This is a genomic window from methanotrophic endosymbiont of Bathymodiolus puteoserpentis (Logatchev) (genome assembly GCF_900128525.1).
Taxonomy (GTDB): Bacteria; Pseudomonadota; Gammaproteobacteria; order Methylococcales; family Methylomonadaceae; genus Methyloprofundus.
On the sequence record NZ_FQTQ01000134.1, the window covers coordinates 12,991 to 34,160 of the forward strand.

A 21,170-nucleotide genomic window follows, 5' to 3' on the forward strand; every position below is an offset into this window, starting at 1 on the left:
GGACTATTATTTTAATAAAGTTTTCCTGTAATATCTAAGTGAGTTAGGTACAGGCGCATATCAAATTCCAGTTGGTGATAATCAGATTCCATATGCTGACATAATTGATAGAAAGCTTTATTGTGCTGCTTTTCTTTTATATGGGCTAACTCATGGACGGTGATCATTTTTAAAAATTCTATAGGTACTTTTTTAAAGACCGAGCCTATACGAATTTCATTTTTTGTTTTTAATTTACCGCCTTGAACTCTAGCAACAAAGGAATGCAAGCCTAATGCTTGATGTAATACATCGAGTTTATCATCGTAAATCACTTTACTTAGTGGCTCAGATTTGCGAATAAATTGATTTTTTAGGCCCATAACATAGTTATAAAGCGCCTTATTACTCCTTATTTCATGGGCAATAGGGTATTTTTTTAGTAAAAAACCAGCAAGCGTATGATTGCTGATAAGTGTTTGTACCTGTTCTTTTACTGGGGCAGGATAGCCGTTTAAGTATTTTAGTGTATGCATACTTGTTTTTAAAGTCTCGTCTTAAATCCAGGGTGGCTGGTCGCCGTTATAGGCAATAAATGCTTTATTTTTTGCCACTGTTACTACGCCATTTAACGTGTCATTGACCGAGGAGTTTGTCTTCGGTTTTTCGGTTTTAAGCGAGCGGCTTGCACTGTCTGTTTGCCATTTAGAAAAGTGACTTAAATCAACACCTGTCGGAACATACCATTTCTTTTTTGTAGCATCCCATTTCGCGCCCAGCGCTTTTGCGGCATCTTTTTCTGCATAAGGAACGGTGAGATAGGTTTTAGAGTTAGACATATTAATTTCAGGTTTGGGCGTTATAAAAAATTGAATAAGAGCGGCGACTTAGTGGTTATTTTCTGGCGTGAGTTGTTGTAGTATAAAATTAACACTAAAGGCTACGCTTAATAAGACGATACCGAGTGCTAGGCCAAGCACAAAGTCACCTTTGCTTGTTTCTAGTGCAATTGCGGTGGTCATAGTGCGTGTCACTCCATGAATATTACCCCCTAGCATCATTGCGGCACCTACTTCACCGATGGCGCGGCCAAAACCGGTGATAATTGCAGCAAGAATGATAAAGCGTAGCTCAGTTAATAACGGCAACACTAATTGTGATTGCTTGGCTCCTAGGGACTTTAGCGTAGGCAGAAGTCGATTATCAGCGGACTGCACGGCAACGAATGTCATATTGATAATAATAGGTAAAATCAGGCTAGCTTCTCCTAATATAACGGCTGATTCCGTGTATAAAAGGCCATAATCGCCTAATATTCCACGACGGCTGAGTAGACCATAAAAAATCAAACCGATCATCACGGTCGGCATGGCCATCAGTGTATTGAGCAACTGTAATAATAAGCGCTTGCCAATAAATTCGTTAATAGCAATATAAATGCCCGTAGGAATAGCTAATATGGCTGCGAGTGTTGTAGCTATTAGCGCTATTTTAAGCGAAGTCCAAACAATCAAGTACACTTCAGGGTTGAACTCCAATAAAAGCTGTATAGCCCCCAATGCTGCATCAGAAAAATAATTCACCGGGTTATGTGCTTGTGCCGCGTTGCCATAGTCCAGATTTACCGCCTGATTTCTCTTCTAAGCGTATACTTTGAATGCACATACCGCGGTCTACGGCTTTGCACATATCATAAATAGTCAGTAAAGCGATTTGCGTAGCAGTGAGAGCTTCCATTTCTACGCCTGTCTGCCCGTTGGTTTTTACGGTTGTACGGCAGTAAACTCGATTGTTTTCTGAATCAATATTAAAAGTGATTTCGAGATGGGTAATAGGGAGTGGATGGCAAAGCGGAATGAGATCTGCGGTTTTTTTACTGGCCATAATGCCGGCAATACGTGCGATAGAGAGTACGTCACCTTTTTTATGTTCGCCACTTTGAATTAATGCTAAGGTATTAGGTAGCATTTCGATATAGCCGCTTGTGACAGCCGTACGTTGGGTGGTGGCTTTTTGACCAACGTCAACCATATGAGCTTCGCCGGATTGATTGAAATGTGTGAGTGTTGTCATGATATAGAAAGATATATAAAAAAGTTTCTATATTATCTATTGTTTTACTGATTGAGTGAATGACTGTGTCGATAAAAGTACGTTATTTTGCGAGTTTAAAAGAATTATTAGGGCGATCTGAAGATATGTTGGAGTTTGAACAAGTACTAAGTGTTGCAGATGTTTGGCGGCAGGCGACGGAAGCAAAAGTGATGCCGGATAATACTTTAGCCGCGCTTAACATGGAGTATGTGGATTTAGCTTGTATCGTTGCGGATGGTGATGAGGTGGCTTTTTTTCCACCGGTGACAGGCGGGTAATATGATTAAAATTATATCTGAGGAATTTGACCCCTTTGCTGAAGTACAGGCTTATCAAAAACAGCAGCAAGCCTTATCAGGGAAATATGGCGCGACCAATATTTTCATTGGCACTATGCGTGATTTTAATGAGGGTGAACGAGTAAAAGGTATGACCCTCGAGCATTACCCTGGCATGACAGAAAAGCAATTGCTGGCAGTGGTGCAAGAGGCTGAACGGCAGTGGTCTATATTGGATGTTTTGGTGATTCATCGTGTTGGCGATGTTTTTCCGGATGATGTTTTAGTCTTAGTGGTTGTTTGGTCAGGGCACAGGGGGGGGGCTTTTGATGCGAGCCGCTTTATTATGGAAACTTTGAAGTCTAAAGTGCCTTTCTGGAAGAAAGAGATATTAGCAGACGATCAAAGTCGCTGGGTTGCGAAGAATACTGATGGTTATTTGTAGGAAAAGCTTTAGCCGCGCTTAGTTTAAGTCTAATCGAGGCTAAAGTAGTTGTATTAGGCCTTAGAATGCAGGCTTTTTAGCCGTATTATTATAACGCTCAATACTTGAGATTATTTCAGCTTCAGCAGACTCAATACCTTCCCAGCCTTCAACTTTAACCCACTTACCTTTTTCTAAATCTTTGTAATGTTCGAAGAAATGCGCAATTTTATCTAAATCCGCTTCAGGAAAGTCTAAGTAAGTTTCAATTTTATTATAGTACTGGGTTAGCTTTTGTACCGGTACTGCTAAGATTTTTGCATCTTCGCCTGCTTCGTCAGACATTTTTAAAACACCAATTGGGCGACAGCGAATAACACTACCACTTAAAATTGGGTGTGGCGTGATAACTAAGACATCAACTGGGTCACCATCATCCGATAAAGTATGTGGCACATAGCCATAGTTTGCTGGGTACTGCATCGCTGTACCCATAAAGCGGTCTACAGTTAAAGCGCCTGTCTCTTTATCGACTTCATATTTAACGGGATCGCTGTAAGCAGGGATTTCAATAATAACATTGATGTCGCTAGGGACATCTTTGCCTGGGTTAACATTTGTAAATGACATGCGATTTCTCTTATGTTGAAGAATTAATAACTATGTAATTATACCCATATTCTTTATACTTTGAGCGCTAAATGTTGTGAAATTATTGAAGTTTTGGAGAGTTGAAGTGCTAGGTACGTTGCGAAAAATGACCACTGAATTGCAGTCGCCGGTTAAATATCAGTTGCCGCTAGGTGAGCAGTTAATCGAATTAAACCCCTTTATCGGTAAAAATATAAAGTTGAGCTATACAGGTAATATTGCGTGCGTGCATTGCCAGCGCTCTATTAAAAAAACGTTTAACCAGGGGTTTTGTTACCCCTGTTTTATTTCGTTGGCGCAATGCGATATGTGTATTATGAAACCAGAAACTTGTCACTATGCAGAGGGGACTTGCCGAGAGTCATCGTGGGGGGAAGAGTTTTGTTTTCAACCGCATTATGTGTATTTGGCCAATTCATCAGGCGTTAAAGTAGGTATTACTAGACATACGCAAGTACCAACGCGTTGGATAGATCAGGGGGCGGTTCAGGCTATGCCTATTTTAAAAGCTCAGTCTCGATATATTTCGGGGCTGGCAGAAGTTGCTATTGCTGAGCATGTCAGCGATAAAACCAGTTGGCAGCGAATGTTAAAGGATTTACAACAGCCGGTAGATTTATGGAGCAAACGCGATGAGCTACTGTTATTATGCCAAGAGCCGTTAGCGGAAATAACAGCAAGATTTGGTGAGCAAGCGTTTGAATTATTACTTGAAGAACAAGTTGTGGATATTCAATATCCAGTTATGCAATACCCAGAAAAAGTGAAATCTTTTAATTTTGATAAAGTAGCGAATGTAGAGGGGGTTTTGCAGGGAATTAAAGGTCAATACTTACTATTGGATACTGGGGTGATCAATATTCGTAAATTTACTGGCTATGAAGTGGAGTTTTCTGCATGAGTGAAGTGCGTGAAATTGTCCAGTTAGGTGCCGATGTTTTACGAATACATGCACAGCGTGTGCAAGATATTTATGCCTCTGATATACAAGAAATTATCGGTGATTTATTTGTTACTCTAGCGAGTACAAATGGCGTAGGCCTGGCAGCTCCGCAGATTTCAGCTTCCTGGCGAATGATAGTGATAGCGTCAAGGCCATCTGTACGTTATCCGTATGCGCCAGAAATGGAACCGACTCTGATGATTAACCCTAGTTTTGAGTCTTTGGATGGTGTGCGAGAGAAAGATTGGGAAGGTTGTTTAAGTATTCCGGGTATCCGAGCGAAAGTGCCTAGGTATACGCATATTAAAGTAACTTATATTAATGCAAGTGGCGATGCTGTGATTCAGGTCCTAGAGGGGTTTGTCGCGCGTGTTTTTCAGCATGAATACGACCATTTGGATGGACTAGTCTATTTGGATAGAGTTGAGAGCAATAAAGATATTATTTCTGAAACGGAATTTCTTAAATTAATCAGGGATAGTTAAGTGGGGAAGCGCTACGGATGAAATGTAGCGCTTTTCTTAAGATTTAACTAGTGCTTGTCCATATGTAGCTTGAGTTCTTTGGGTAAGGTAAAGACCACTTTTTCTTCAATACCTGAGTTTTCTACGGCTGTTTCACCGCCCCAAGCTTGCAGTTGTTTAATGACTTCTTGGACTAATATTTCTGGTGCGGATGCTCCAGCTGTTACGCCTACCACATCAGCACCAGAAAACCATTCTTCCTGCATATCTTGAGCGGTATCAATTAGATACGCGGGTTTGCCTAATTGTTCAGCAATTTCTCTTAAGCGGTTTGAGTTGGAGCTATTAGTTGAGCCAACAACTAAAATAATATCTGAAGTTTCGGCAAGGTCATGTACTGCATCTTGACGGTTTTGCGTAGCATAGCAAATATCGTCTTTTTTCTGTTCTTGAATTGATGGGAAATGTTCATGTAATGCATCAACCATGACTTGAGTATCGGTCATGGAAAGTGTTGTTTGCGTTACATAAGCTAAATTCTTAGGATTATTAACTTTAACTGTTTTGACATCTTCAGGCGTTTCTACCAGATAAATTGCGCCATTTTCTGTGCACTTTTCGTATTGCCCCATAGTGCCTTCAACTTCGGGGTGGCCAGCATGACCAATAAGGAAGACTTCACGATCTGCTTTGGCGTGTTTAGCAACCTGAATGTGAACCTTGGTTACTAAAGGGCAGGTCGCGTCGAACACGGTTAATTTTCTTTCTACGGCTTCTTTTTGTACTTTTTTAGAGACACCGTGGGCGCTGAAAATAAGATAAGAGCCTTCAGGGACATCACTTAATTCTTCAATAAAAATAGCCCCTTTGTCTCTTAGGCCTTCAACCACAGTCCGGTTATGTACTACTTCATGGCGTACATAAATAGGCGCACCAAAGGCTTCAATGGCACGGTCTACTATTTCAATAGCGCGGTCTACGCCAGCACAAAATCCACGAGGGTTAGCGAGTTCAATTTTCATAATTTTTAGTTCTTGTTAAGGCATTTGATTTTTTTGTCACAGTCTAGGAGGTTTTATATGTTCAGCATAGAGGCCGTATAGCAGCTTTGTTTTCTCTATGTTCAGAAGTTACCTAGATTAGTGGATGATCGGTTTTTGGGGGGTAGTAAGTTTATTCGGCTTCTTTGGTTTTGCAAGTTGACCAGCCAAAAGGTAGGTAAGCAGGGCACCAATTAATTAAAGCGGTTATAAGAGGTATGATACCTACAGCTCCCCACCAGGATTGAAGATAAGCGCCGACAGCCATAATGCTAAGGCCAGCAATAATTCTAATGATTTTATCAATTCCGCCGACATTTGGTTTCATAAGATTTCCTCTTTATTTAAAAATAGCGGGCTAATAGGCCGAGTTTGCTAGTGCAGGAGGGTAAAGGGATTTTTACCTCATAGCCACCACCTGATGCTTCATGCATTTCATTTCCGCGCATATCTTCCATACGTTCTACGATAATATCATGATTCCCATCGGGGTGTATAAGCTCAAGCTTATCACCAATTGAGAATTTGTTTTTAACTAAAATTTCAGCCATACCGGTGTTTTCGTCGTAGTGTTTTATTTCACCACAGAACTGCTGTTTATGGCTTTTTGAGTAGCCAGTCATGTAATTTTGCTGTTCATGAGTATGGTGACGTTGGTAAAAGCCATCGGTATAGCCGCGATTAGCTAGATTTTCTAAAACACCAATAAGCTGAGGTTGAAAGGACTTACCGGCTAGGGCATCATTAATGGCTTGTTTGTAGGTTTGCGCAGTTCTCGCTACATAATAATGTGATTTGGTGCGGCCTTCAATCTTTAGGCTATCAACGCCAATTTCAACAAGTCGTTGTACATGTTCTATCGCGCGTAAGTCTTTAGAATTCATTATATAGGTGCCGTGTTCATCCTCCATAACAGGCATCAGTTCGCCAGGGCGACCTTCTTCTTCTAAGAAGTAGACTTCGTCAGCTAGAGGGTGACGTTCCGCACCTCCACAGCTAGCGGTGGTAGAATTTAGGTCGTTCATAGAAAGAGCGTTACCCTCTAATATAAAGTCACCTTCAGCATTTTCATAAGCAGGTTTAGTATCATATTTCCAGCGGCAGGAGTTAGTACAAGTCCCTTGGTTAGGGTCGCGGTGGTTAAAATAGCCAGATAATAGGCAACGACCGGAGTAAGCGATACATAGTGCGCCATGAACAAATACTTCGAGTTCCATATCAGGGCATTCTTGGCGTATTTCGGCAATTTCATCTAAAGATAGTTCACGGGATAGAATGATGCGCTCTACGCCCATTTTTTGCCAGAATTTAACAGTAGCGAAATTAACGGTATTTGCTTGCACTGATAAATGTATTGGCATATCTGGCCAGTGTTCTCTAGCCATCATAATTAAACCGGGGTCAGCCATAATAAGTGCATCTGGTTGCATAGCAACAATAGGGCTAATATCTTTTATAAAGGATTTAACTTTGGTATTATGAGGAATAACATTAGTAGCTAAAAAGAATTTTTTTCCTAGTGCATGAGCCTCGCTAATGCCTTTGGCGAGGTTTTCATCAAGAAAGTCATTGTTGCGCACGCGTAGACTATAGCGTGGTTGCCCCGCATAAACGGCATCAGCACCATAAGCGAAAGCATAGCGCATATTTTTTAATGTGCCTGCAGGAGATAAGAGTTCTATTTTTTTCATCTACAAGAAAATTTCAAAAGATAATCATTATCGTTATTCTACCCGATAGCTTGCTCACAAAATAGTCTAGTACAATAGCTATGAAATGATGAGATCAGCAATAATTTGAAAAACAAGAAGTTATTTCGTTTTTTTTATATCACAAATTTAGGTAGTGTTGTATTCGTTATTATGCAGAAATAATGAATGTACATTTTATAAAATTCGAAATTTCATGTCATCTAGTATGGCTAGTTATTTGCAGGCTAGCGGCGCTTTCAGGCATGTTCGAAATTTGACTTCTAAGGTTGTTTTTGTGTTTTTTAGTCTTTTTATGGTAAAGAAACTACTTTTCAATCAGTTAAATATACAATATAATGATCGGCTTTTTAATGGGGTTTAATCACCCTCCTTGTCTTACTGTCAAATTCTGATAGAAGGCTGTAACCCGAAAGGAAAATTATGCGACATTATGAAATTGTCTTTTTAGTTCATCCTGACCAAAGCTCTCAAGTTCCTGCGATGATAGACCGTTATCGTGCAACTATTGAAGGCGCGTCAGGTGCTATTCACCGTCTTGAAGATTGGGGGCGTAGACATCTTGCCTACCCAATTAAAAAGCTTCAAAAAGCACACTACGTATTAATGAACATTGAGTGTGACCAAGCAACTCTTGCTGAGCTAGAAAGTAGTTTCCGTTTTAATGATGCTGTGTTACGTAGCATGACTATAGCAAGAAAAGCGGCAATTACAGAAGCATCGGTTATTGCAGCTGAGACTGCTGAGCAAAACACATCTGTAGAGAAACCAGTGGTAGCAGAAGTCGTAGTAGTAAAAGAAGAAGTTGTTTCTGTTGCTAAATCTGATTCTGAATAATTTAATAAATACATAGAGGATAGCTCATGGCACGTCAAATGAGACGCAAAAAGCACTTTGCTTTTGGCACACCAGGTGAAGCAAATGCAATCGATTATAAAAATATCGAGATGCTAAATGAATTCGTAACTGAAACAGGTAAAATTGTACCCAGCCGTATTACTGGCACAAGTGCAAAACATCAAAGACAAATAACAAACGCAATTAAACGCGCACGTTATATTGCTTTGGTGCCTTTTTGTGATGCGCACGAATAATTAAATTAAGGTCGGCATTAGTGAATTTTTTAGCCAGTTATATTATGAAAGGAAGAATGCAGGCCATGGCTGTTGCATCTTCTTTAGCGCTGCTATCCTTGCTTATGCCGCCTATCAGTATTGTAAGTTCAGCTACAGTAGCATTGGTGACATTGCGTCGTGGATGGTATGAAGGTTTATTAGTTTTATTAAGTGCGTGTGTAGCAGCTGCGATTTTAGGTATTATAGTTTTAGGTAATTATCAATTTGCCTTTGGTTATGCGCTTATTTTGTGGTTGCCTGTTTGGTTACTTTCTATTGTATTACGTGAAGGGCGTCATTTGTCTTTGGCAATAGAAATATCTTCAGTATTGGGTGCATTAGTTATTATAGGTTTTTACTTGTTTGCTCAAGATCCTGCTGCTTATTGGCAGGCAATTTTGAGCATAATGATTGAGCCTATGATGCAGGCATCAGACGTACCTATAGAGCAAGTTAAGCAAACAATTACCATGCTCGCGAAATATATGACCGGTATTCTTGCAACAGGGTCAGTGACTGGTTTGTTATTAGGTTTGTTGTTAGCGCGTTGGTGGCAAGCAAACTTATATAATCCAGGTGGCTTTGGTGTAGAATACCTTTCTTTACGCATGCCTTCACGATTCACTATAACGACAGTTTGTGTATTTATAGTCGCTGTAGTAGCTGGTGGTGTTATTTCTGAGGTAGCTTGGAACATAGGTATTATTCTATTTATGTTGTATGCCTTTATTGGCACGGCTATTGCCCATGCGTTATTATCAGCAACAAAAGCAAAGCGCTTTTTGTTACCGATTTTTTATATGCTGATATTTGTTGTGCCGCACTTAGTTGTGCCGGTCGCAATTATTGGTCTCAGTGATACTTGGTTGAATTTACGAAAAAACATAAAACCCCCATCGAATATTTAAATATACGGTGGAATCGGTATACCGATAACTATGAGGATTATAAGATGGAAGTTATCCTTCTTGAGAAAGTTGTAAACTTAGGTGATCTAGGTGATAAAGTAAATGTGAAATCTGGATATGCTAGAAATTTCCTTATTCCACAAATGAAAGCTGTTATGGCAACAGCAAAGAAAATTGCTGAATTTGAAGTACGTAGAGCAGAGCTTGAAAAAGTAGCTGCGGAAAAACTAGCTGCTGCTCAAGCTAGAGCAGTTGCTTTAGGTAAAATTGAAGTTATTATTGCTCATAAAGCGGGCGACGAAGGTAAATTATTTGGCTCTGTTGGTACGCATGATATTGCTGATGCAATGACGGCAGCCGGCGCAGCAGTGAATAAAAGTGAAGTGCGTTTACCTACAGGTATTATTCGCCAAGTGGGTGACTACGATATCGATGTGAATCTTCATGCTGACGTAATAGCAACAGTTAATGTGCAGGTTGTCGCTGAAGCTTAAGTCATTAGGTTTTAAGAAATACTCTAAACCCTCGAAAGTTTAGCCAATGTGGCACTGTCAGTCCTTAAAGGGCTGGCAGTGCTTTCGGGTATTATTCTGGTGCAATAGCTATTGTTAGTCTACAGCAGGACATGTTCAGGATGTTGTACAATTTAGAGATTAGAGTTATACTTTCGGTAACTTAAATAAGTGAGGTAGAAAATGCGAATTATTTCATTTACTGATGCTAGAAATGGACTTAAAGGTGTTTTAGACCGCGTAGTTAAGGATGCTGATTGTACTGTAATAACTAGACGTGATAGCGAAGATGCTGTGGTGATGTCATTTGAGTACTATAGTAGTTTGATGGAAACAGTATATTTATTAAAGTCCCCTGCAAATGCAGAGCACCTCAGAAAATCAATTGAACAATTTCATCAAGGAGCCGTTCAAGAGAGAGAGCCATTGAGTGAATAGGTGTTTAGCTTGGACAGATGAAGCTTGGTCTGATTATGTGTATTGGCAAGGGCAAGATAGAAAAACACTAAAACGAATTAATAAGTTACTTTCAAATATTAAACGAACACCATTCGAGGGGCTTGGTAAGCCTGAGCTTTTGAAAGAAAATTTATCAGGTTTTTGGTCTCGCAGAATCGATGACACACACAGGTTTATATATGCAGTAACTGATACACATATTACGGTAATAGCATGTCGGTATCACTATATCCAAAAAGGCTAACAAAAAATTCGAGTCGACCACTGGTAGCGTAGTTTGTTGTCAAAGGTTATTTATATTATAGTTCAATGTGTTGTCAGAGTTCATCGTATACCTGACAGAGGCCATTGAATTTGATGATAGCTGTGCCAATAAATTATCAGTTTTTCGTAGCTTAATGCGGTTTTATTGCTTCTCTCTTTTCAGTATGTCGTTCTGATTATACTGTTCCCTTGTCGCTCGTTGCGACAAATTCTTTAGTATTTTAATTAGTCACTACTTGTGGATAGTCGAGTTATGTATTATTTTTATGTTGCTTTATTTTATCTACTATTACCCTTGTTATTAGTGTTTCGCTATTTTAAAGGCCTAAAGTGGCAGAATTTTAATGCACGTTATAACGAAGCCTTGGGTTTTTATAAGCAAAAGCATGCGCAACAAGTTATTTGGTTGCATGCAGCCTCATTAGGTGAGGTGGAAGCCGCCCATGTATTAATCGAATATTTACGCAAAAATTATCCTTATAAAGTTTTAGTCACCACAGGTACAGAGCCTGGTTATGATCGCGTGCGTGCGTTACAGGGTGATCAGGTGGAGCATGTTTATTTACCCTATGATATGCCGAGGACTGTAGAGCGATTTATTAAACATTTTCAGCCTAAGATTGCCATTATTATGGAGACTGAAATTTGGCCTGTTTTATTTGCTAAATGTAAGCAGCATGAAGTTCCTTTATTTATTGTTAATGCGCGGTTAACAGAAAAGTCGAGTAAGGGCTATCTTAAATTAAAGAGTTTTTTGGCTAAAATTTTTGCAGGGATTTCTGGTGTTGCAGTGCAAACCGAAGTGGATGCGCGTCGTTATCAAGAGATTGGTGTGTTAGCTGAAAAAATTACTGTCTCAGGTAATATTAAGCTTGATATGCCTATTGCTGAAGCGCTTAGAGATAATATGGCACAAGTAAAACAGGAGTTATTTCCGAATCGCCAAGTCTTTGTTGTGGGTAGTACTCATGCAGGCGAGGATGAGATTTTTTTACAGGCTTATCAACGTTTAAAGCCAAAATTTACGGACCTTTTGTTAGTATTAGTGCCGCGTCAGCCTAAGCGTACATCTGAAATAAAACAGTTATGCGCAAAAAATAAGCTTAATGTACTGGCGCGGACAGAACACAAGCCTTGTGATTCAGTAACTGATGTCTATTTAGTGGATACACTGGGTGAGTTAAAGCTGATGTATGCGCTGGCTGATTTTAGTTTTGTTGCTGGAAGTATGGTGCCTGTCGGCGGACATAATATTTTTGAACCTATTTTATTAGGTGTGCCTGTGATGTTTGGCCCGCATATGAAAAATGTTGAATTACTAGCCAAACAGTTGCTTGATGCGCAAGGTGCGATTCAATGTATAACTGAGGCGGATATAGTGCGGGCTATTACGCTAATGATCGAAGACCCTCAAGAGAAGTGCCATTTAATCAGTAATGCCCAGGACTTTGTAGCGAAAAATAATGGGGCAGTTGATCGAACTATTGCACTTATCGATCCATTTTTGCGCGCGCACAAAGCCACACATCTACCCGATTAATTCCAGCCAATTTTAATAACCTAGCAAGCTCATTGGCAGTAGCACCGGTGGTCATTACGTCATCTAAAATGGCAATATGATTTACACTTGGTAGCTTTGTTATTAGGAATGCGTTTTTAATATTTTTAAGTCTTTGCTTGGCGGTTAGTGATATTTGGTGAGGTGTGTTTTTTATTCGCTGGCAACAGGATATGTTGATAGCTACGTTGAGTTCTTTAGCGATAGTCTTTGCTATTTCATGTGTTTGATTAAAGCCTCTTTGTTTGTATCTATTGCTATGTAAGGGAACGGGAATAATCAGCTCGGGTAGTTCGGCATTTTTTTCGAGATAGTTGGCAAGTAATAAGCCGAGTAGCCGTGAGTTTTTATATGCACCATTAAATTTTAGCTGGTTAATTAAGTAGCGTATAGCGCCTTGATGGATAAACGGACTGTAGGTTTTGTTAAAAGCGGGGAGATTCTTTTGACATTTTCCGCACAGGCGGGGCGCTGAACTATGAATCGCGAAGGGGTTGGCGCAGCAATAACACTGGTTTTCCATTTTTTCCAGCGCATTATAACAAGCTACACACAAATCCATGTGCTTCATTCCAGGCTTGTTACATAAGATACAGCTAGTCGAAAGCAAACTATATTGTATAATATCGAACCAGTTGTTTACCATTTTCATTATGTTAGGTTGACCAATATTAAGTCGTCATCATCTAACTATAGCTCAGACCTTGGAGATTAACAGAATGTCAGCAGATTCAATGAATAATAATGCCGTATTGCGCCATGATTGGCAATTAGATGAAGTGAATGCTTTATTTACTCAGCCATTTAATGATTTACTTTTTCAAGCACATACAGTCCATCGGGCTAATTTCGATCCGAATGAAGTGCAGATTAGCAGCTTGTTAAGTATTAAAACGGGTTCTTGCTCTGAAGATTGTGGTTATTGTCCACAAAGTGCGCGTTATGATTCTGATTTAACGCCTGAGGCGCTAATGCCTATGGATGAGGTTTTAAAGGCGGCGCAAAATGCTAAAGATCAAGGCGCATCACGCTTTTGCATGGGGGCGGCATGGCGTAGCCCTAAAGATAAAGATGTTGATCGTGTGGTGGAAATGGTCAAAGGTGTGAAAGCCATGGGCATGGAAACCTGTGTGACTTTAGGAATGTTGACTGATGAGCAAACTAAAACTCTGAAAGAAGGCGGATTGGATTATTACAATCATAATTTAGATACTTCAGAAGATTATTATTCTGAAGTCATTACTACACGTACTTATCAAGATCGTTTAGATACTCTAGGTCGTGTGCGTGATGCTGGAATTAATGTTTGCTGCGGTGGTATTGTAGGAATGGGCGAAAATGAAACTGACCGGTCTAAATTATTAATTGAATTAGCTAATTTACCTAAGCATCCTGAAAGTGTACCTATTAATATGTTGGTACAAGTGGAAGGTACGCCATTAATGGGCTCTGAATCATTAGATCCTTTGATGTTTATTCGTATGATTGCGGTAGCGCGTATTTTAATGCCACATTCACGTGTTAGATTATCGGCAGGTCGTAATGATATGTCCGATGAAATGCAAGCGATGTGTTTCTTTACAGGTGCGAATTCTATTTTTTATGGTGATAAGTTGCTAACCACTGATAATCCTATGACTAATAGTGATTTGGCGTTATTTGAGCGTTTAGGTGTGCGTTCAGCTGGGTCAAGCTACGCGTAAGCGCATGATAGAAAAAGATAAGCAATTACAGCAAGCGCTAGAGGAGTTAAAACAAGCCGATTTATATCGTTCAAGACGTGTCATAGACTCTGCGCAAGGGATTTACTTACAGCTTGATGGGCGGCAAGTTTTAAATTTTTGTAGTAATGATTATTTGGGTTTAGCGAATCACCCGGAAGTAATTCAGTCTTTTAAAGAGGCGGCTGATCGCTATGGTGTCGGTAGTGGTTCGGCGCATCTAGTCTGTGGGCACGGCCTTGAACATCATGCTTTAGAAGAAGAATTGGCCGATTTTACAGGGCGCGATCGGGCATTATTGTTTTCTACGGGCTATATGGCTAATTTAGGCGTGATAGCGGGGCTGATGGTTAAAGGTGATACGATTTATGAAGATAAATTAAATCATGCCTCTTTACTGGATGGTGGTTTGCTATCGGGTGCTAAATTTAAACGTTATTTGCATAATGATTTGCATAATTTGCAATTAAAAATGCAAGGGCAAGAAGCTGGGCAAAATGCCATGATTGTCACTGATGGCGTGTTTAGTATGGATGGTGATGTTGCTTGCTTACTCGGTTTATCTGCATTAGCCGAGCAGCAAAGTGCAATGTTATTGGTTGATGATGCACATGGTTTCGGTGTCTTGGGGCGATCAGGCGGTGGTATTGTTGAGCAGTATCAGTTAACTCAGGCGCAAGTGCCTTTATTGATAGGGACTTTTGGTAAGGCATTTGGAACGAGCGGGGCTTTTGTTGCTGGTTCTGAAGCTTTCATTGAAACCTTGATTCAAAAGTCGCGTACTTATATTTATACTACAGCATTACCGCCTGCGGTTGCGGCAGCAACGCGAACAAGTTTGAGGTTGCTGCAAGTAGATGGTTGGCGTCGAGATAAACTAAATCAGTTGATTATGCATTTTAGGCGTGGCGCTGAGCAGCTGGGTTTGGAGTTAATGCCTTCTGAATCGGCTATTCAGCCTATTATCTTAGGTAAAAGCCAAAAGGCCATGCAAGCCAGTGCGGCTTTATTAAAGCAAGGAATATGGGTCAGTGCCATCCGTCCGCCAACTGTTGCACAAGGTAGCGCTCGATTGCGTATTACTTTTTCGGCGATGCATGATATTGCGCATGTAGATCAATTATTAAGTGCTTTAGATGCAGTGGCTATATGACTTATATACATCAAGAAGTTTATGGGCAGGGTGAACCTGTTGTGATGTTGCATGGCTGGGCGATGCATAGTGGTGTATGGCGTATTTTTGCTAAGCAGTTAGCGGTCGGGCGGCAAGTGATCTGTCTTGATTTACCAGGACATGGCCGAAGTGAAATTGTTCAGCCTTATACATTAGAGCTTTTAGTTGATAAGTTGGCTTTGGCTTTGCCTGAATGCTCTTGTCACCTAGTGGGCTGGTCTTTAGGAGGGGCTATCGCTTTACGTTTAGCTGAAAAATACCCGCATAAAGTTAAATCCTTAGTCTTAATTGCCAGTAACCCACATTTTTTAAGTACGCACGAATGGCTGGGTGTAGCGCCCAATATATTGACTGAATTTGCTAACAATATACAAAAAAACGCTGTGGTGACTTTGTTGCGCTTTATGAGCTTGCAAGTAAAAGGAGTACCGGAGATGAAAGCATGCTTAAAGCAGATTAAAGAGGCATTACATGAGTGTGCCGTGCCTGAGTTAGAGGTTTTAATGAGTGGATTGCAGATATTGCAAACGGCAGATTTAAGAAGTGCATTATCTGCTCTAGCATTACCGGTGCAAATGATTTTTGGTGGTTATGATAGTCTAGTGCCAATGTCGGTAAGTGGACAATGCAAGTCTTTAATGCCACAAATTGAAGTGCATATTGTCGCAGAAGCAGGGCATGTTCCTTTTATCTCTCATCCACAACAAGTTTTGCTATTAGTGCATAATTTTTTGCTTCGGAGTGAAGCTTGATGGTTGTTTCTGTCGTGGATAAAAAGCAAATGCGCCAATCTTTTGGTCAGGCTTCGCAGAGCTATGATGGCATGGCGACTTTGCAACGCCAAGTGGGGCGTGAACTGATCAATAAGGTTTCATTGGCTAATGATGCTCTGGTTTTAGATGTAGGTTGTGGAACGGGTTTTTTTACACAGCAATTACATGAAGTCGCCTGTTTAGAAAATATCTTGGCCTTAGATATCGCTTTGCCTATGTTGTTAAAGACACGACAACGAATTGAATGTGGCAAGATTTGTGCTGATGCGGAGCAATTACCTTTTATTGATAACAGTATCTCTGGTGTAGTGTCTAATTTAGCCTTGCAATGGTGCACCAATTTAGAGCTTATGTTTGCTGATGTTAAGCGAGTTTTGGGGGCTAATGGTCAGTTTGTGTTTTCTACTTTTGGTGCCAGCGCTTTGCATGAATTAAAAGCAGCGTGGGCAGTCGTGGATGATTATCCACATGTTAATGAGTTTTGTTCTTTGGCTGAGATTGGTGCAAAGTTGCAGACCGCAGGGTTTGCGGATGTACAGCTAGAAAAGCAGACTTATTACCGAAAATATGCGAGTGTTATTGAGTTGATGCGTGAGTTAAAGGGGATTGGTGCGCATAATGTTAGTTATCAACGTAATAAAGCTTTGACAGGTAAAGGTAAAATTCAGGCGATGTGTGCGGCTTATCCTGTCGATGAGGATGGTCAGATAACAGCTAGTTTTGAAATAATTTATGTTCAAGTAAGGAATAAGGGGTAGGTATGGCACAAGGTTATTTTGTTACTGGTACAGATACGGGGATTGGTAAAACTTGGACGACAGCTGCGCTAATGCAGTATTTCAAAAATCAGGGTAAGAGTGTTCTAGGTATGAAGCCTATTGCTTCCGGCTGTCATGAGTTGGATGGGCAATTATACAATGAAGATGCTTTGTTATTGCAAGAGCATGCATCGGTAACGGTGCCTTACCAAGAGATTAATCCTTATACATTTGCATTGCCAGTTTCTCCGCATATTGCGGCTAAGCAAGCGGGTGTTGAAATAAATATAGCAAGTATTGTTAAAAAATATCAGCAACTTGAAAAAAAAGCGGATATTGTGTTGGTCGAAGGTGTCGGTGGTTGGCTGGTTCCTCTTAATGCGCAGCAAGATGTCTCTGATTTGGCGCAAGCTTTAGGACTGCCGCTAATTGTGGTAGTTGGTATGCGTTTGGGTTGTATTAATCAAGCTAAGTTGACGTTTGCAGCAATAAAGCAAAAAGGTATAGTTTGTAAGGGGTGGATTGCATCCTGTGTGGAGCAAGATATGCTGGTGCTTGATGAAAATATTCAGACACTTCGGGAGGCAACTGGTATGCCGTTGCTGGCGGTGTTTTCCAATACAGATAAGCTAGATGTAAACAAGTTCGCAGAAAAAATTGATAAAACCTTACAACCATAAAGTGTTTATGTATAATGGCTTTTCCTATAATAATAAATCGGAGATAAGAATGGCTTTAATTACTTGGAATGCTGAACAACATGAGACCAAAGTTGCTTTTGCTGATGATGAACATAAAATATTATTTGGTAAGTTAAATAAATTATACGATTTAGCAACTGGCGGTGCTGAGCGTAATGAAGTTGGTCAAGCATTGGATGACTTGATTGCTTACGTGGTTGAGCATTTTGCTCATGAAGAAAAAGAAATGCAGGCGAAGAATTTTTCTGGCTATGCTGCACATAAGGCAGAACATGATGCTTTAGTGGGTATTTGTGCTGATTTACAAGAAAAGTTTGGTAAAGGTGAGGCTGATGTAACCGAAGATACAGGTGCGTTAGTTAAAAATTGGCTAGATAGTCATATTCCTACCTTTGACCGGGCCTATGAGAGCACGCTCAATAGCTAAAATGTAATCTTAATAAAAGATAGAAAGGCTTGTGAGGTCAAACTTTGCAGGCCTTTTTTATGCGCGTAAAAAAGTTTTTTATAAAAACACAGCGGGATTATCTAGCTTAGCAAGAGCGCATACGGTAAAATTGAAAAGTTTGTTTGTAGTAAGAATAAAAAGGATAGATCTAGTAAGGGAATAAATCTGGAACTACAATCACTATAATAATGCATTCAATCAGTTTCTAACTTTTAGGGGAGGCTACTCCGTGATGAAAACAAAGCAATTATTCGCCAGTCTGCTCCTTATGGCTTATGGCCTAGGGACAGCTCAGGCGGACTACACTCTTAACTTAATGGAGGGGGTAACATCGATTAGTAAAGATGTTTATGGCCTACATATGCTGGTGTTGTGGGTGTGTGTATTCATAGGTATCGTTGTATTCGGTGCTATGTTTTACTCCATTTACTTTCACCGTAAGTCAAGAGGATACCAAGCATCAAATTTCCATGAAAGTACGAAAGTGGAAATACTCTGGACAATTATTCCAACGGTTATTTTAATTTTATTAGCGATTCCTGCTACTAAAGTGATGCTGGAAATGGATGATGTTCAAGACTCAGAAATGACCATTAAAGTCACGGGATGGCAGTGGAAGTGGGAATATGAATACTTAGATAGCGGCATCCGCTTTTTTAGTAGCTTAGATGAGGCGAGTAATAAAGCAAGACAACTTAATTCTGGTATTGATCCACGAACTGTACCCAATTATTTGTTGAACGTTGATAAGCCTTTAGTGGTACCTATTAATACTAAGATTCGTTTCTTATTTACAGCGGCTGATGTAATTCACTCTTGGTGGGTTCCTGATCTAGGTTGGAAAAAAGATACGATTCCTGGTTTTATCAATGAGGCATGGACTTCTGTTGAAAAAGCAGGCACATATCGCGGTCAATGTACTGAGCTATGTGGTAAAGATCATGGTTTTATGCCGATTGTAGTGATCGCCATGGAAAAAGCAGATTACGCAGCATGGGTTGCAGAGCAAAAAAGTGCGGCAGTTGAAGCAGCAAGTGCTGCAGAAAAAGATTGGACTCAAGAAGATTTAATTGCGCAAGGTGAGAAGGTTTACGCTAATAATTGTGCATCTTGTCATATGGCAGATGGTGCTGGTATAGCGGGTACTTTCCCAGCAGTTTCAAATAGCCCAGTAGTATTAGGGGATATGAATGCGCAAGTAGAATTAATGCTAAATGGTAAAGGTATGATGCCTGCCTTTGGGCAAATGTTAGATCCTGTTGATTTTGCAGCAGTAGCAACATTTATACGTAATGGTTTGGGTAATGCAGTGGGTGATTCAATTCAGCCAGCCGCTATCAAATCTTTACAAGCAGCGATTCCAGAAGTCGTTTATGACGATGATGACGAATAACATTCGTTCGTGTGTTTGAAGCAAAATCTTTTTAAGTATTAAACGAGGTATTATTATGTCTGCTGTAACAGCTGAACATGAACATGATGAACATCATGATCACGGGCCTGAGAAAGGTCTTTTAAGATGGATAATTACCACCAACCATAAAGATATTGGTACGCTTTATTTATTATTTGCGTTAGCGATGTTTTTTGTCGGTGGTGCAATGGCACTGGTTATTCGTGCCGAGTTATTTGAGCCAGGTATGCAGTTTGTTAGTCCGCAGTTTTTTAACTCGATGACGACAATGCATGCATTGGTAATGGTATTTGGTGCAGTAATGCCTGCATTTGTTGGTTTTGCTAATTGGCAAATTCCATTAATGATTGGTGCGCCTGATATGGCGTTACCTCGTATGAATAACATGAGTTTTTGGATGTTAGTTGGTGGTATATTGCTATTAGCAAGTACCCTGTTCATGGAGGGTGGCGCACCTGCTTCAGGTTGGACTCTGTATCCGCCTTTAGTATTGCAGACTGGGGCTGCGTTGCCTTTTGCAATTTTTGCTGTGCATATGTTAGGTATCTCATCGATTATGGGGGCGATTAATATCATCGCAACTATTTTTAATATGCGTGCACCAAAAATGACCTTGATGAAAATGCCTTTGTTCGTTTGGACTTGGTTAATCACGGCATTCTTATTGATTGCGATTATGCCGGTTTTTGCAGGTGCAGTAACGATGCTATTAACGGATCGTTTCTTCGATACTAGCTTCTTTAATGCCGCAGGTGGTGGTGACCCTGTACTTTATCAGCATATTTTCTGGTTTTTTGGACATCCAGAAGTGTATGTCATGATTCTGCCAACGTTTGGTGTAGCTTCAACTATTATCCCCGTGTTTGCGCGTAAGCCTTTATTTGGTTACAGCTCTATGGTTTATGCGACAGCTGCAATTGCATTCTTATCATTTATCGTTTGGGCGCACCATATGTTTACAGTGGGTATGCCTATTGCTGGTGAGTTGTACTTTATGTACGCCACTATGCTCATTGCGATTCCAACGGGAGTTAAGATTTTTAACTGGACAGCAACGATGTGGCAAGGGTCTATGACTTTTGAAACACCTATGTTGTTTTCAATTGCATTCGTGGTGTTATTCACATTAGGCGGGTTTACTGGTTTAATGATGGCGTTGGCTCCGGTTGATTTCCAGTATCACGATACCTATTTTATTGTGGCGCATTTTCATTACACCTTAGTACCGGCTTCTATCTTTATTCTGATGGCAGGTGGTTATTTCTGGTTGCCTAAATGGACGGGGAATATGTATGATGAAAAATTAGCTAAATTCCATTTCTGGTTATCAGCTATTTCAGTTAATATTTTATTTTTTCCGCAGCATTTCTTAGGTTTAGCAGGTATGCCACGTCGTATCCCTGATTATGCAGTACAATTTGCTGATTGGAATATGGTGTCTAGTATTGGTGCCTTTATCTTTGGCTTTAGCCAGTTATTGTTTCTTTATATTGTGATTAAAACAATTAAAGGCGGCACTGGCGAGAAAGTATCTGATGAGGTTTGGGAAGATGCGCACAAGCATGGTTTAGAGTGGACTTTACCTTCACCCGTGCCATATCATACTTTTGCTACTCCACCAGAAAAAATTCCAACTGAACATTTCTAAGGAGTGTGTATCCTTTGCTCATATGCTGTTTATATGAGCAAAGTGATAGCAAAATAATGACTACTAAAACAAAAAATATTTTGACTGCAGTCGCATTGGCGGTTGTTGCAATTTCAATTTATATTTTTGCTGTAA

Annotated in this window: 28 protein-coding genes; 19 read left to right on the forward strand and 9 right to left on the reverse strand. The window is 40.1% G+C overall.

The window, feature by feature from the left end:
- Positions 1-11: 11 nt before the first annotated feature.
- The 4 genes from BQ7314_RS10675 to moaC are packed head-to-tail and all read right to left on the reverse strand — an operon-like array spanning position 12 to position 2,052.
- On the reverse strand, positions 12-515 hold the full coding sequence (locus BQ7314_RS10675) for a YgjP-like metallopeptidase domain-containing protein (RefSeq protein ID WP_174483680.1): 504 nt from the start codon (positions 513-515) through the stop codon (positions 12-14).
- 21 nt (positions 516-536) lie between these two features.
- Positions 537-818, reverse strand: a complete 282-nt coding sequence (locus BQ7314_RS10680; RefSeq protein ID WP_174483681.1) for a DUF5710 domain-containing protein — start codon at positions 816-818, stop codon at positions 537-539.
- 48 nt (positions 819-866) lie between these two features.
- Positions 867-1,562 carry an ABC transporter permease gene (locus BQ7314_RS10685; protein WP_174483682.1) on the reverse strand — a complete coding sequence of 232 codons (696 nt, stop codon included), beginning with the start codon at positions 1,560-1,562 and terminating at the stop codon, positions 867-869.
- A gap of 4 nt (positions 1,563-1,566) precedes the next feature.
- Positions 1,567-2,052 (reverse strand): cyclic pyranopterin monophosphate synthase MoaC, encoded by a 486-nt coding sequence (gene moaC / locus BQ7314_RS10690; RefSeq protein ID WP_174483683.1) that lies wholly within the window; start codon positions 2,050-2,052, stop codon positions 1,567-1,569.
- Between the two features lie 65 nt (positions 2,053-2,117).
- Between moaC and BQ7314_RS10695 the strand changes: the two genes are divergently transcribed.
- On the forward strand, positions 2,118-2,351 hold the full coding sequence (locus BQ7314_RS10695) for a MoaD/ThiS family protein (protein WP_174483684.1): 234 nt from the start codon (positions 2,118-2,120) through the stop codon (positions 2,349-2,351).
- Position 2,352: 1 nt separating this feature from the next.
- Positions 2,353-2,796, forward strand: a complete 444-nt coding sequence (locus BQ7314_RS10700) for a molybdenum cofactor biosynthesis protein MoaE (protein ID WP_174483685.1) — start codon at positions 2,353-2,355, stop codon at positions 2,794-2,796.
- A 60-nt stretch (positions 2,797-2,856) separates the two neighbouring features.
- On the opposite strand, the gene ppa is transcribed toward BQ7314_RS10700, so the two are convergent.
- On the reverse strand, positions 2,857-3,405 hold the full coding sequence (gene ppa, locus BQ7314_RS10705) for an inorganic diphosphatase (protein WP_174483686.1): 549 nt from the start codon (positions 3,403-3,405) through the stop codon (positions 2,857-2,859).
- Between the two features lie 127 nt (positions 3,406-3,532).
- Between ppa and BQ7314_RS10710 the strand changes: the two genes are divergently transcribed.
- Positions 3,533-4,327, forward strand: coding sequence for a DUF2797 domain-containing protein (locus BQ7314_RS10710; protein WP_174483687.1), 795 nt, complete (start codon positions 3,533-3,535; stop codon positions 4,325-4,327).
- Positions 4,324-4,854, forward strand: a complete 531-nt coding sequence (gene def / locus BQ7314_RS10715; RefSeq protein ID WP_174483688.1) for a peptide deformylase — start codon at positions 4,324-4,326, stop codon at positions 4,852-4,854. The genes BQ7314_RS10710 and def overlap by 4 nt, the downstream gene beginning before the upstream one ends.
- A 47-nt stretch (positions 4,855-4,901) precedes the next feature.
- Here the strand turns inward: def and ispH are convergent, their stop codons facing one another.
- From ispH to trhP, 3 genes are all read right to left on the reverse strand, one after another.
- Complete coding sequence (gene ispH, locus BQ7314_RS10720) at positions 4,902-5,855, reverse strand: 4-hydroxy-3-methylbut-2-enyl diphosphate reductase (protein ID WP_174483689.1); 954 nt, start codon at positions 5,853-5,855, stop codon at positions 4,902-4,904.
- Between the two features lie 151 nt (positions 5,856-6,006).
- On the reverse strand, positions 6,007-6,201 hold the full coding sequence (locus BQ7314_RS10725; protein ID WP_174483690.1) for a YgaP family membrane protein: 195 nt from the start codon (positions 6,199-6,201) through the stop codon (positions 6,007-6,009).
- Positions 6,202-6,217: 16 nt separating this feature from the next.
- Entirely contained in the window at positions 6,218-7,564 is a 1,347-nt protein-coding gene (gene trhP / locus BQ7314_RS10730) for a prephenate-dependent tRNA uridine(34) hydroxylase TrhP (protein ID WP_174483691.1), read from the reverse strand.
- Positions 7,565-8,005: 441 nt separating this feature from the next.
- On the opposite strand from trhP, the gene rpsF reads away from it, so the two are divergent.
- The 7 genes from rpsF to waaA all read left to right on the forward strand — a co-directional run bounded on the left by rpsF (position 8,006) and on the right by waaA (position 12,380).
- Positions 8,006-8,419: a 30S ribosomal protein S6 gene (rpsF, locus tag BQ7314_RS10735; protein ID WP_174483692.1), complete on the forward strand. Its 414-nt coding sequence runs from the start codon at positions 8,006-8,008 to the stop codon at positions 8,417-8,419.
- Positions 8,420-8,445: 26 nt separating this feature from the next.
- Positions 8,446-8,676, forward strand: coding sequence for a 30S ribosomal protein S18 (gene rpsR, locus BQ7314_RS10740; protein ID WP_174483693.1), 231 nt, complete (start codon positions 8,446-8,448; stop codon positions 8,674-8,676).
- 44 nt (positions 8,677-8,720) lie between these two features.
- A complete protein-coding gene (locus BQ7314_RS10745) occupies positions 8,721-9,605 on the forward strand; it encodes a YybS family protein (RefSeq protein ID WP_245394975.1) in 885 nt (294 codons plus the stop codon).
- 44 nt (positions 9,606-9,649) lie between these two features.
- The gene (rplI, locus tag BQ7314_RS10750; protein ID WP_174483695.1) at positions 9,650-10,099 is read left to right on the forward strand and encodes a 50S ribosomal protein L9; all 450 of its coding nucleotides are present in this window, start codon (positions 9,650-9,652) and stop codon (positions 10,097-10,099) included.
- A 201-nt stretch (positions 10,100-10,300) separates the two neighbouring features.
- Positions 10,301-10,555 (forward strand): type II toxin-antitoxin system Phd/YefM family antitoxin, encoded by a 255-nt coding sequence (locus BQ7314_RS10755; protein ID WP_174483696.1) that lies wholly within the window; start codon positions 10,301-10,303, stop codon positions 10,553-10,555.
- The gene (locus BQ7314_RS10760; RefSeq protein WP_174483697.1) at positions 10,548-10,820 is read left to right on the forward strand and encodes a Txe/YoeB family addiction module toxin; all 273 of its coding nucleotides are present in this window, start codon (positions 10,548-10,550) and stop codon (positions 10,818-10,820) included. The genes BQ7314_RS10755 and BQ7314_RS10760 overlap by 8 nt, the downstream gene beginning before the upstream one ends.
- A 258-nt stretch (positions 10,821-11,078) precedes the next feature.
- Complete coding sequence (gene waaA / locus BQ7314_RS10765; RefSeq protein WP_174483698.1) at positions 11,079-12,380, forward strand: lipid IV(A) 3-deoxy-D-manno-octulosonic acid transferase; 1,302 nt, start codon at positions 11,079-11,081, stop codon at positions 12,378-12,380.
- On the opposite strand, the gene BQ7314_RS10770 is transcribed toward waaA, so the two are convergent.
- Entirely contained in the window at positions 12,331-12,960 is a 630-nt protein-coding gene (locus tag BQ7314_RS10770; protein ID WP_245394976.1) for a ComF family protein, read from the reverse strand. The genes waaA and BQ7314_RS10770 overlap by 50 nt on opposite strands.
- Positions 12,961-13,117: 157 nt before the next feature.
- Between BQ7314_RS10770 and bioB the strand changes: the two genes are divergently transcribed.
- The 8 genes from bioB to ctaD all read left to right on the forward strand — a co-directional run bounded on the left by bioB (position 13,118) and on the right by ctaD (position 21,035).
- A complete protein-coding gene (bioB, locus tag BQ7314_RS10775) occupies positions 13,118-14,101 on the forward strand; it encodes a biotin synthase BioB (RefSeq protein ID WP_174483700.1) in 984 nt (327 codons plus the stop codon).
- A 4-nt stretch (positions 14,102-14,105) separates the two neighbouring features.
- A complete protein-coding gene (gene bioF, locus BQ7314_RS10780; RefSeq protein ID WP_174483701.1) occupies positions 14,106-15,272 on the forward strand; it encodes an 8-amino-7-oxononanoate synthase in 1,167 nt (388 codons plus the stop codon).
- Positions 15,269-16,045, forward strand: a complete 777-nt coding sequence (gene bioH / locus BQ7314_RS10785) for a pimeloyl-ACP methyl ester esterase BioH (RefSeq protein WP_174483702.1) — start codon at positions 15,269-15,271, stop codon at positions 16,043-16,045. The genes bioF and bioH overlap by 4 nt, the downstream gene beginning before the upstream one ends.
- Positions 16,045-16,824, forward strand: a complete 780-nt coding sequence (gene bioC / locus BQ7314_RS10790) for a malonyl-ACP O-methyltransferase BioC (RefSeq protein ID WP_174483753.1) — start codon at positions 16,045-16,047, stop codon at positions 16,822-16,824. The genes bioH and bioC overlap by 1 nt, the downstream gene beginning before the upstream one ends.
- Before the next feature lie 2 nt (positions 16,825-16,826).
- Positions 16,827-17,504, forward strand: coding sequence for a dethiobiotin synthase (gene bioD / locus BQ7314_RS10795; protein ID WP_174483703.1), 678 nt, complete (start codon positions 16,827-16,829; stop codon positions 17,502-17,504).
- A gap of 49 nt (positions 17,505-17,553) precedes the next feature.
- Positions 17,554-17,952, forward strand: a complete 399-nt coding sequence (locus BQ7314_RS10800) for a bacteriohemerythrin (protein ID WP_174483704.1) — start codon at positions 17,554-17,556, stop codon at positions 17,950-17,952.
- 253 nt (positions 17,953-18,205) lie between these two features.
- On the forward strand, positions 18,206-19,366 hold the full coding sequence (gene coxB / locus BQ7314_RS10805) for a cytochrome c oxidase subunit II (protein ID WP_425356648.1): 1,161 nt from the start codon (positions 18,206-18,208) through the stop codon (positions 19,364-19,366).
- A gap of 55 nt (positions 19,367-19,421) precedes the next feature.
- Positions 19,422-21,035, forward strand: a complete 1,614-nt coding sequence (ctaD, locus tag BQ7314_RS10810; RefSeq protein WP_174483706.1) for a cytochrome c oxidase subunit I — start codon at positions 19,422-19,424, stop codon at positions 21,033-21,035.
- Positions 21,036-21,170 lie beyond the last annotated feature (135 nt).

Bases quoted from the DNA above. Each gene is read 5' to 3' on its own strand.
- BQ7314_RS10675 (WP_174483680.1), bottom strand. From the start codon at position 515: ATGCATACACTAAAATACTTAAACGGCTATCCTGCCCCAGTAAAAGAA.
- BQ7314_RS10680 (WP_174483681.1), bottom strand. From the start codon at position 818: ATGTCTAACTCTAAAACCTATCTCACCGTTCCTTATGCAGAAAAAGAT.
- moaC (WP_174483683.1), bottom strand. From the start codon at position 2,052: ATGACAACACTCACACATTTCAATCAATCCGGCGAAGCTCATATGGTT.
- BQ7314_RS10700 (WP_174483685.1), top strand. From the start codon at position 2,353: ATGATTAAAATTATATCTGAGGAATTTGACCCCTTTGCTGAAGTACAG.
- ppa (WP_174483686.1), bottom strand. From the start codon at position 3,405: ATGTCATTTACAAATGTTAACCCAGGCAAAGATGTCCCTAGCGACATC.
- BQ7314_RS10710 (WP_174483687.1), top strand. From the start codon at position 3,533: ATGACCACTGAATTGCAGTCGCCGGTTAAATATCAGTTGCCGCTAGGT.
- def (WP_174483688.1), top strand. From the start codon at position 4,324: ATGAGTGAAGTGCGTGAAATTGTCCAGTTAGGTGCCGATGTTTTACGA.
- ispH (WP_174483689.1), bottom strand. From the start codon at position 5,855: ATGAAAATTGAACTCGCTAACCCTCGTGGATTTTGTGCTGGCGTAGAC.
- BQ7314_RS10725 (WP_174483690.1), bottom strand. From the start codon at position 6,201: ATGAAACCAAATGTCGGCGGAATTGATAAAATCATTAGAATTATTGCT.
- trhP (WP_174483691.1), bottom strand. From the start codon at position 7,564: ATGAAAAAAATAGAACTCTTATCTCCTGCAGGCACATTAAAAAATATG.
- rpsF (WP_174483692.1), top strand. From the start codon at position 8,006: ATGCGACATTATGAAATTGTCTTTTTAGTTCATCCTGACCAAAGCTCT.
- rpsR (WP_174483693.1), top strand. From the start codon at position 8,446: ATGGCACGTCAAATGAGACGCAAAAAGCACTTTGCTTTTGGCACACCA.
- BQ7314_RS10745 (WP_245394975.1), top strand. From the start codon at position 8,721: ATGAAAGGAAGAATGCAGGCCATGGCTGTTGCATCTTCTTTAGCGCTG.
- rplI (WP_174483695.1), top strand. From the start codon at position 9,650: ATGGAAGTTATCCTTCTTGAGAAAGTTGTAAACTTAGGTGATCTAGGT.
- BQ7314_RS10755 (WP_174483696.1), top strand. From the start codon at position 10,301: ATGCGAATTATTTCATTTACTGATGCTAGAAATGGACTTAAAGGTGTT.
- BQ7314_RS10770 (WP_245394976.1), bottom strand. From the start codon at position 12,960: ATGGATTTGTGTGTAGCTTGTTATAATGCGCTGGAAAAAATGGAAAAC.
- bioB (WP_174483700.1), top strand. From the start codon at position 13,118: ATGTCAGCAGATTCAATGAATAATAATGCCGTATTGCGCCATGATTGG.
- bioF (WP_174483701.1), top strand. From the start codon at position 14,106: ATGATAGAAAAAGATAAGCAATTACAGCAAGCGCTAGAGGAGTTAAAA.
- bioH (WP_174483702.1), top strand. From the start codon at position 15,269: ATGACTTATATACATCAAGAAGTTTATGGGCAGGGTGAACCTGTTGTG.
- bioC (WP_174483753.1), top strand. From the start codon at position 16,045: ATGGTTGTTTCTGTCGTGGATAAAAAGCAAATGCGCCAATCTTTTGGT.
- bioD (WP_174483703.1), top strand. From the start codon at position 16,827: ATGGCACAAGGTTATTTTGTTACTGGTACAGATACGGGGATTGGTAAA.
- BQ7314_RS10800 (WP_174483704.1), top strand. From the start codon at position 17,554: ATGGCTTTAATTACTTGGAATGCTGAACAACATGAGACCAAAGTTGCT.
- coxB (WP_425356648.1), top strand. From the start codon at position 18,206: ATGAAAACAAAGCAATTATTCGCCAGTCTGCTCCTTATGGCTTATGGC.
- ctaD (WP_174483706.1), top strand. From the start codon at position 19,422: ATGTCTGCTGTAACAGCTGAACATGAACATGATGAACATCATGATCAC.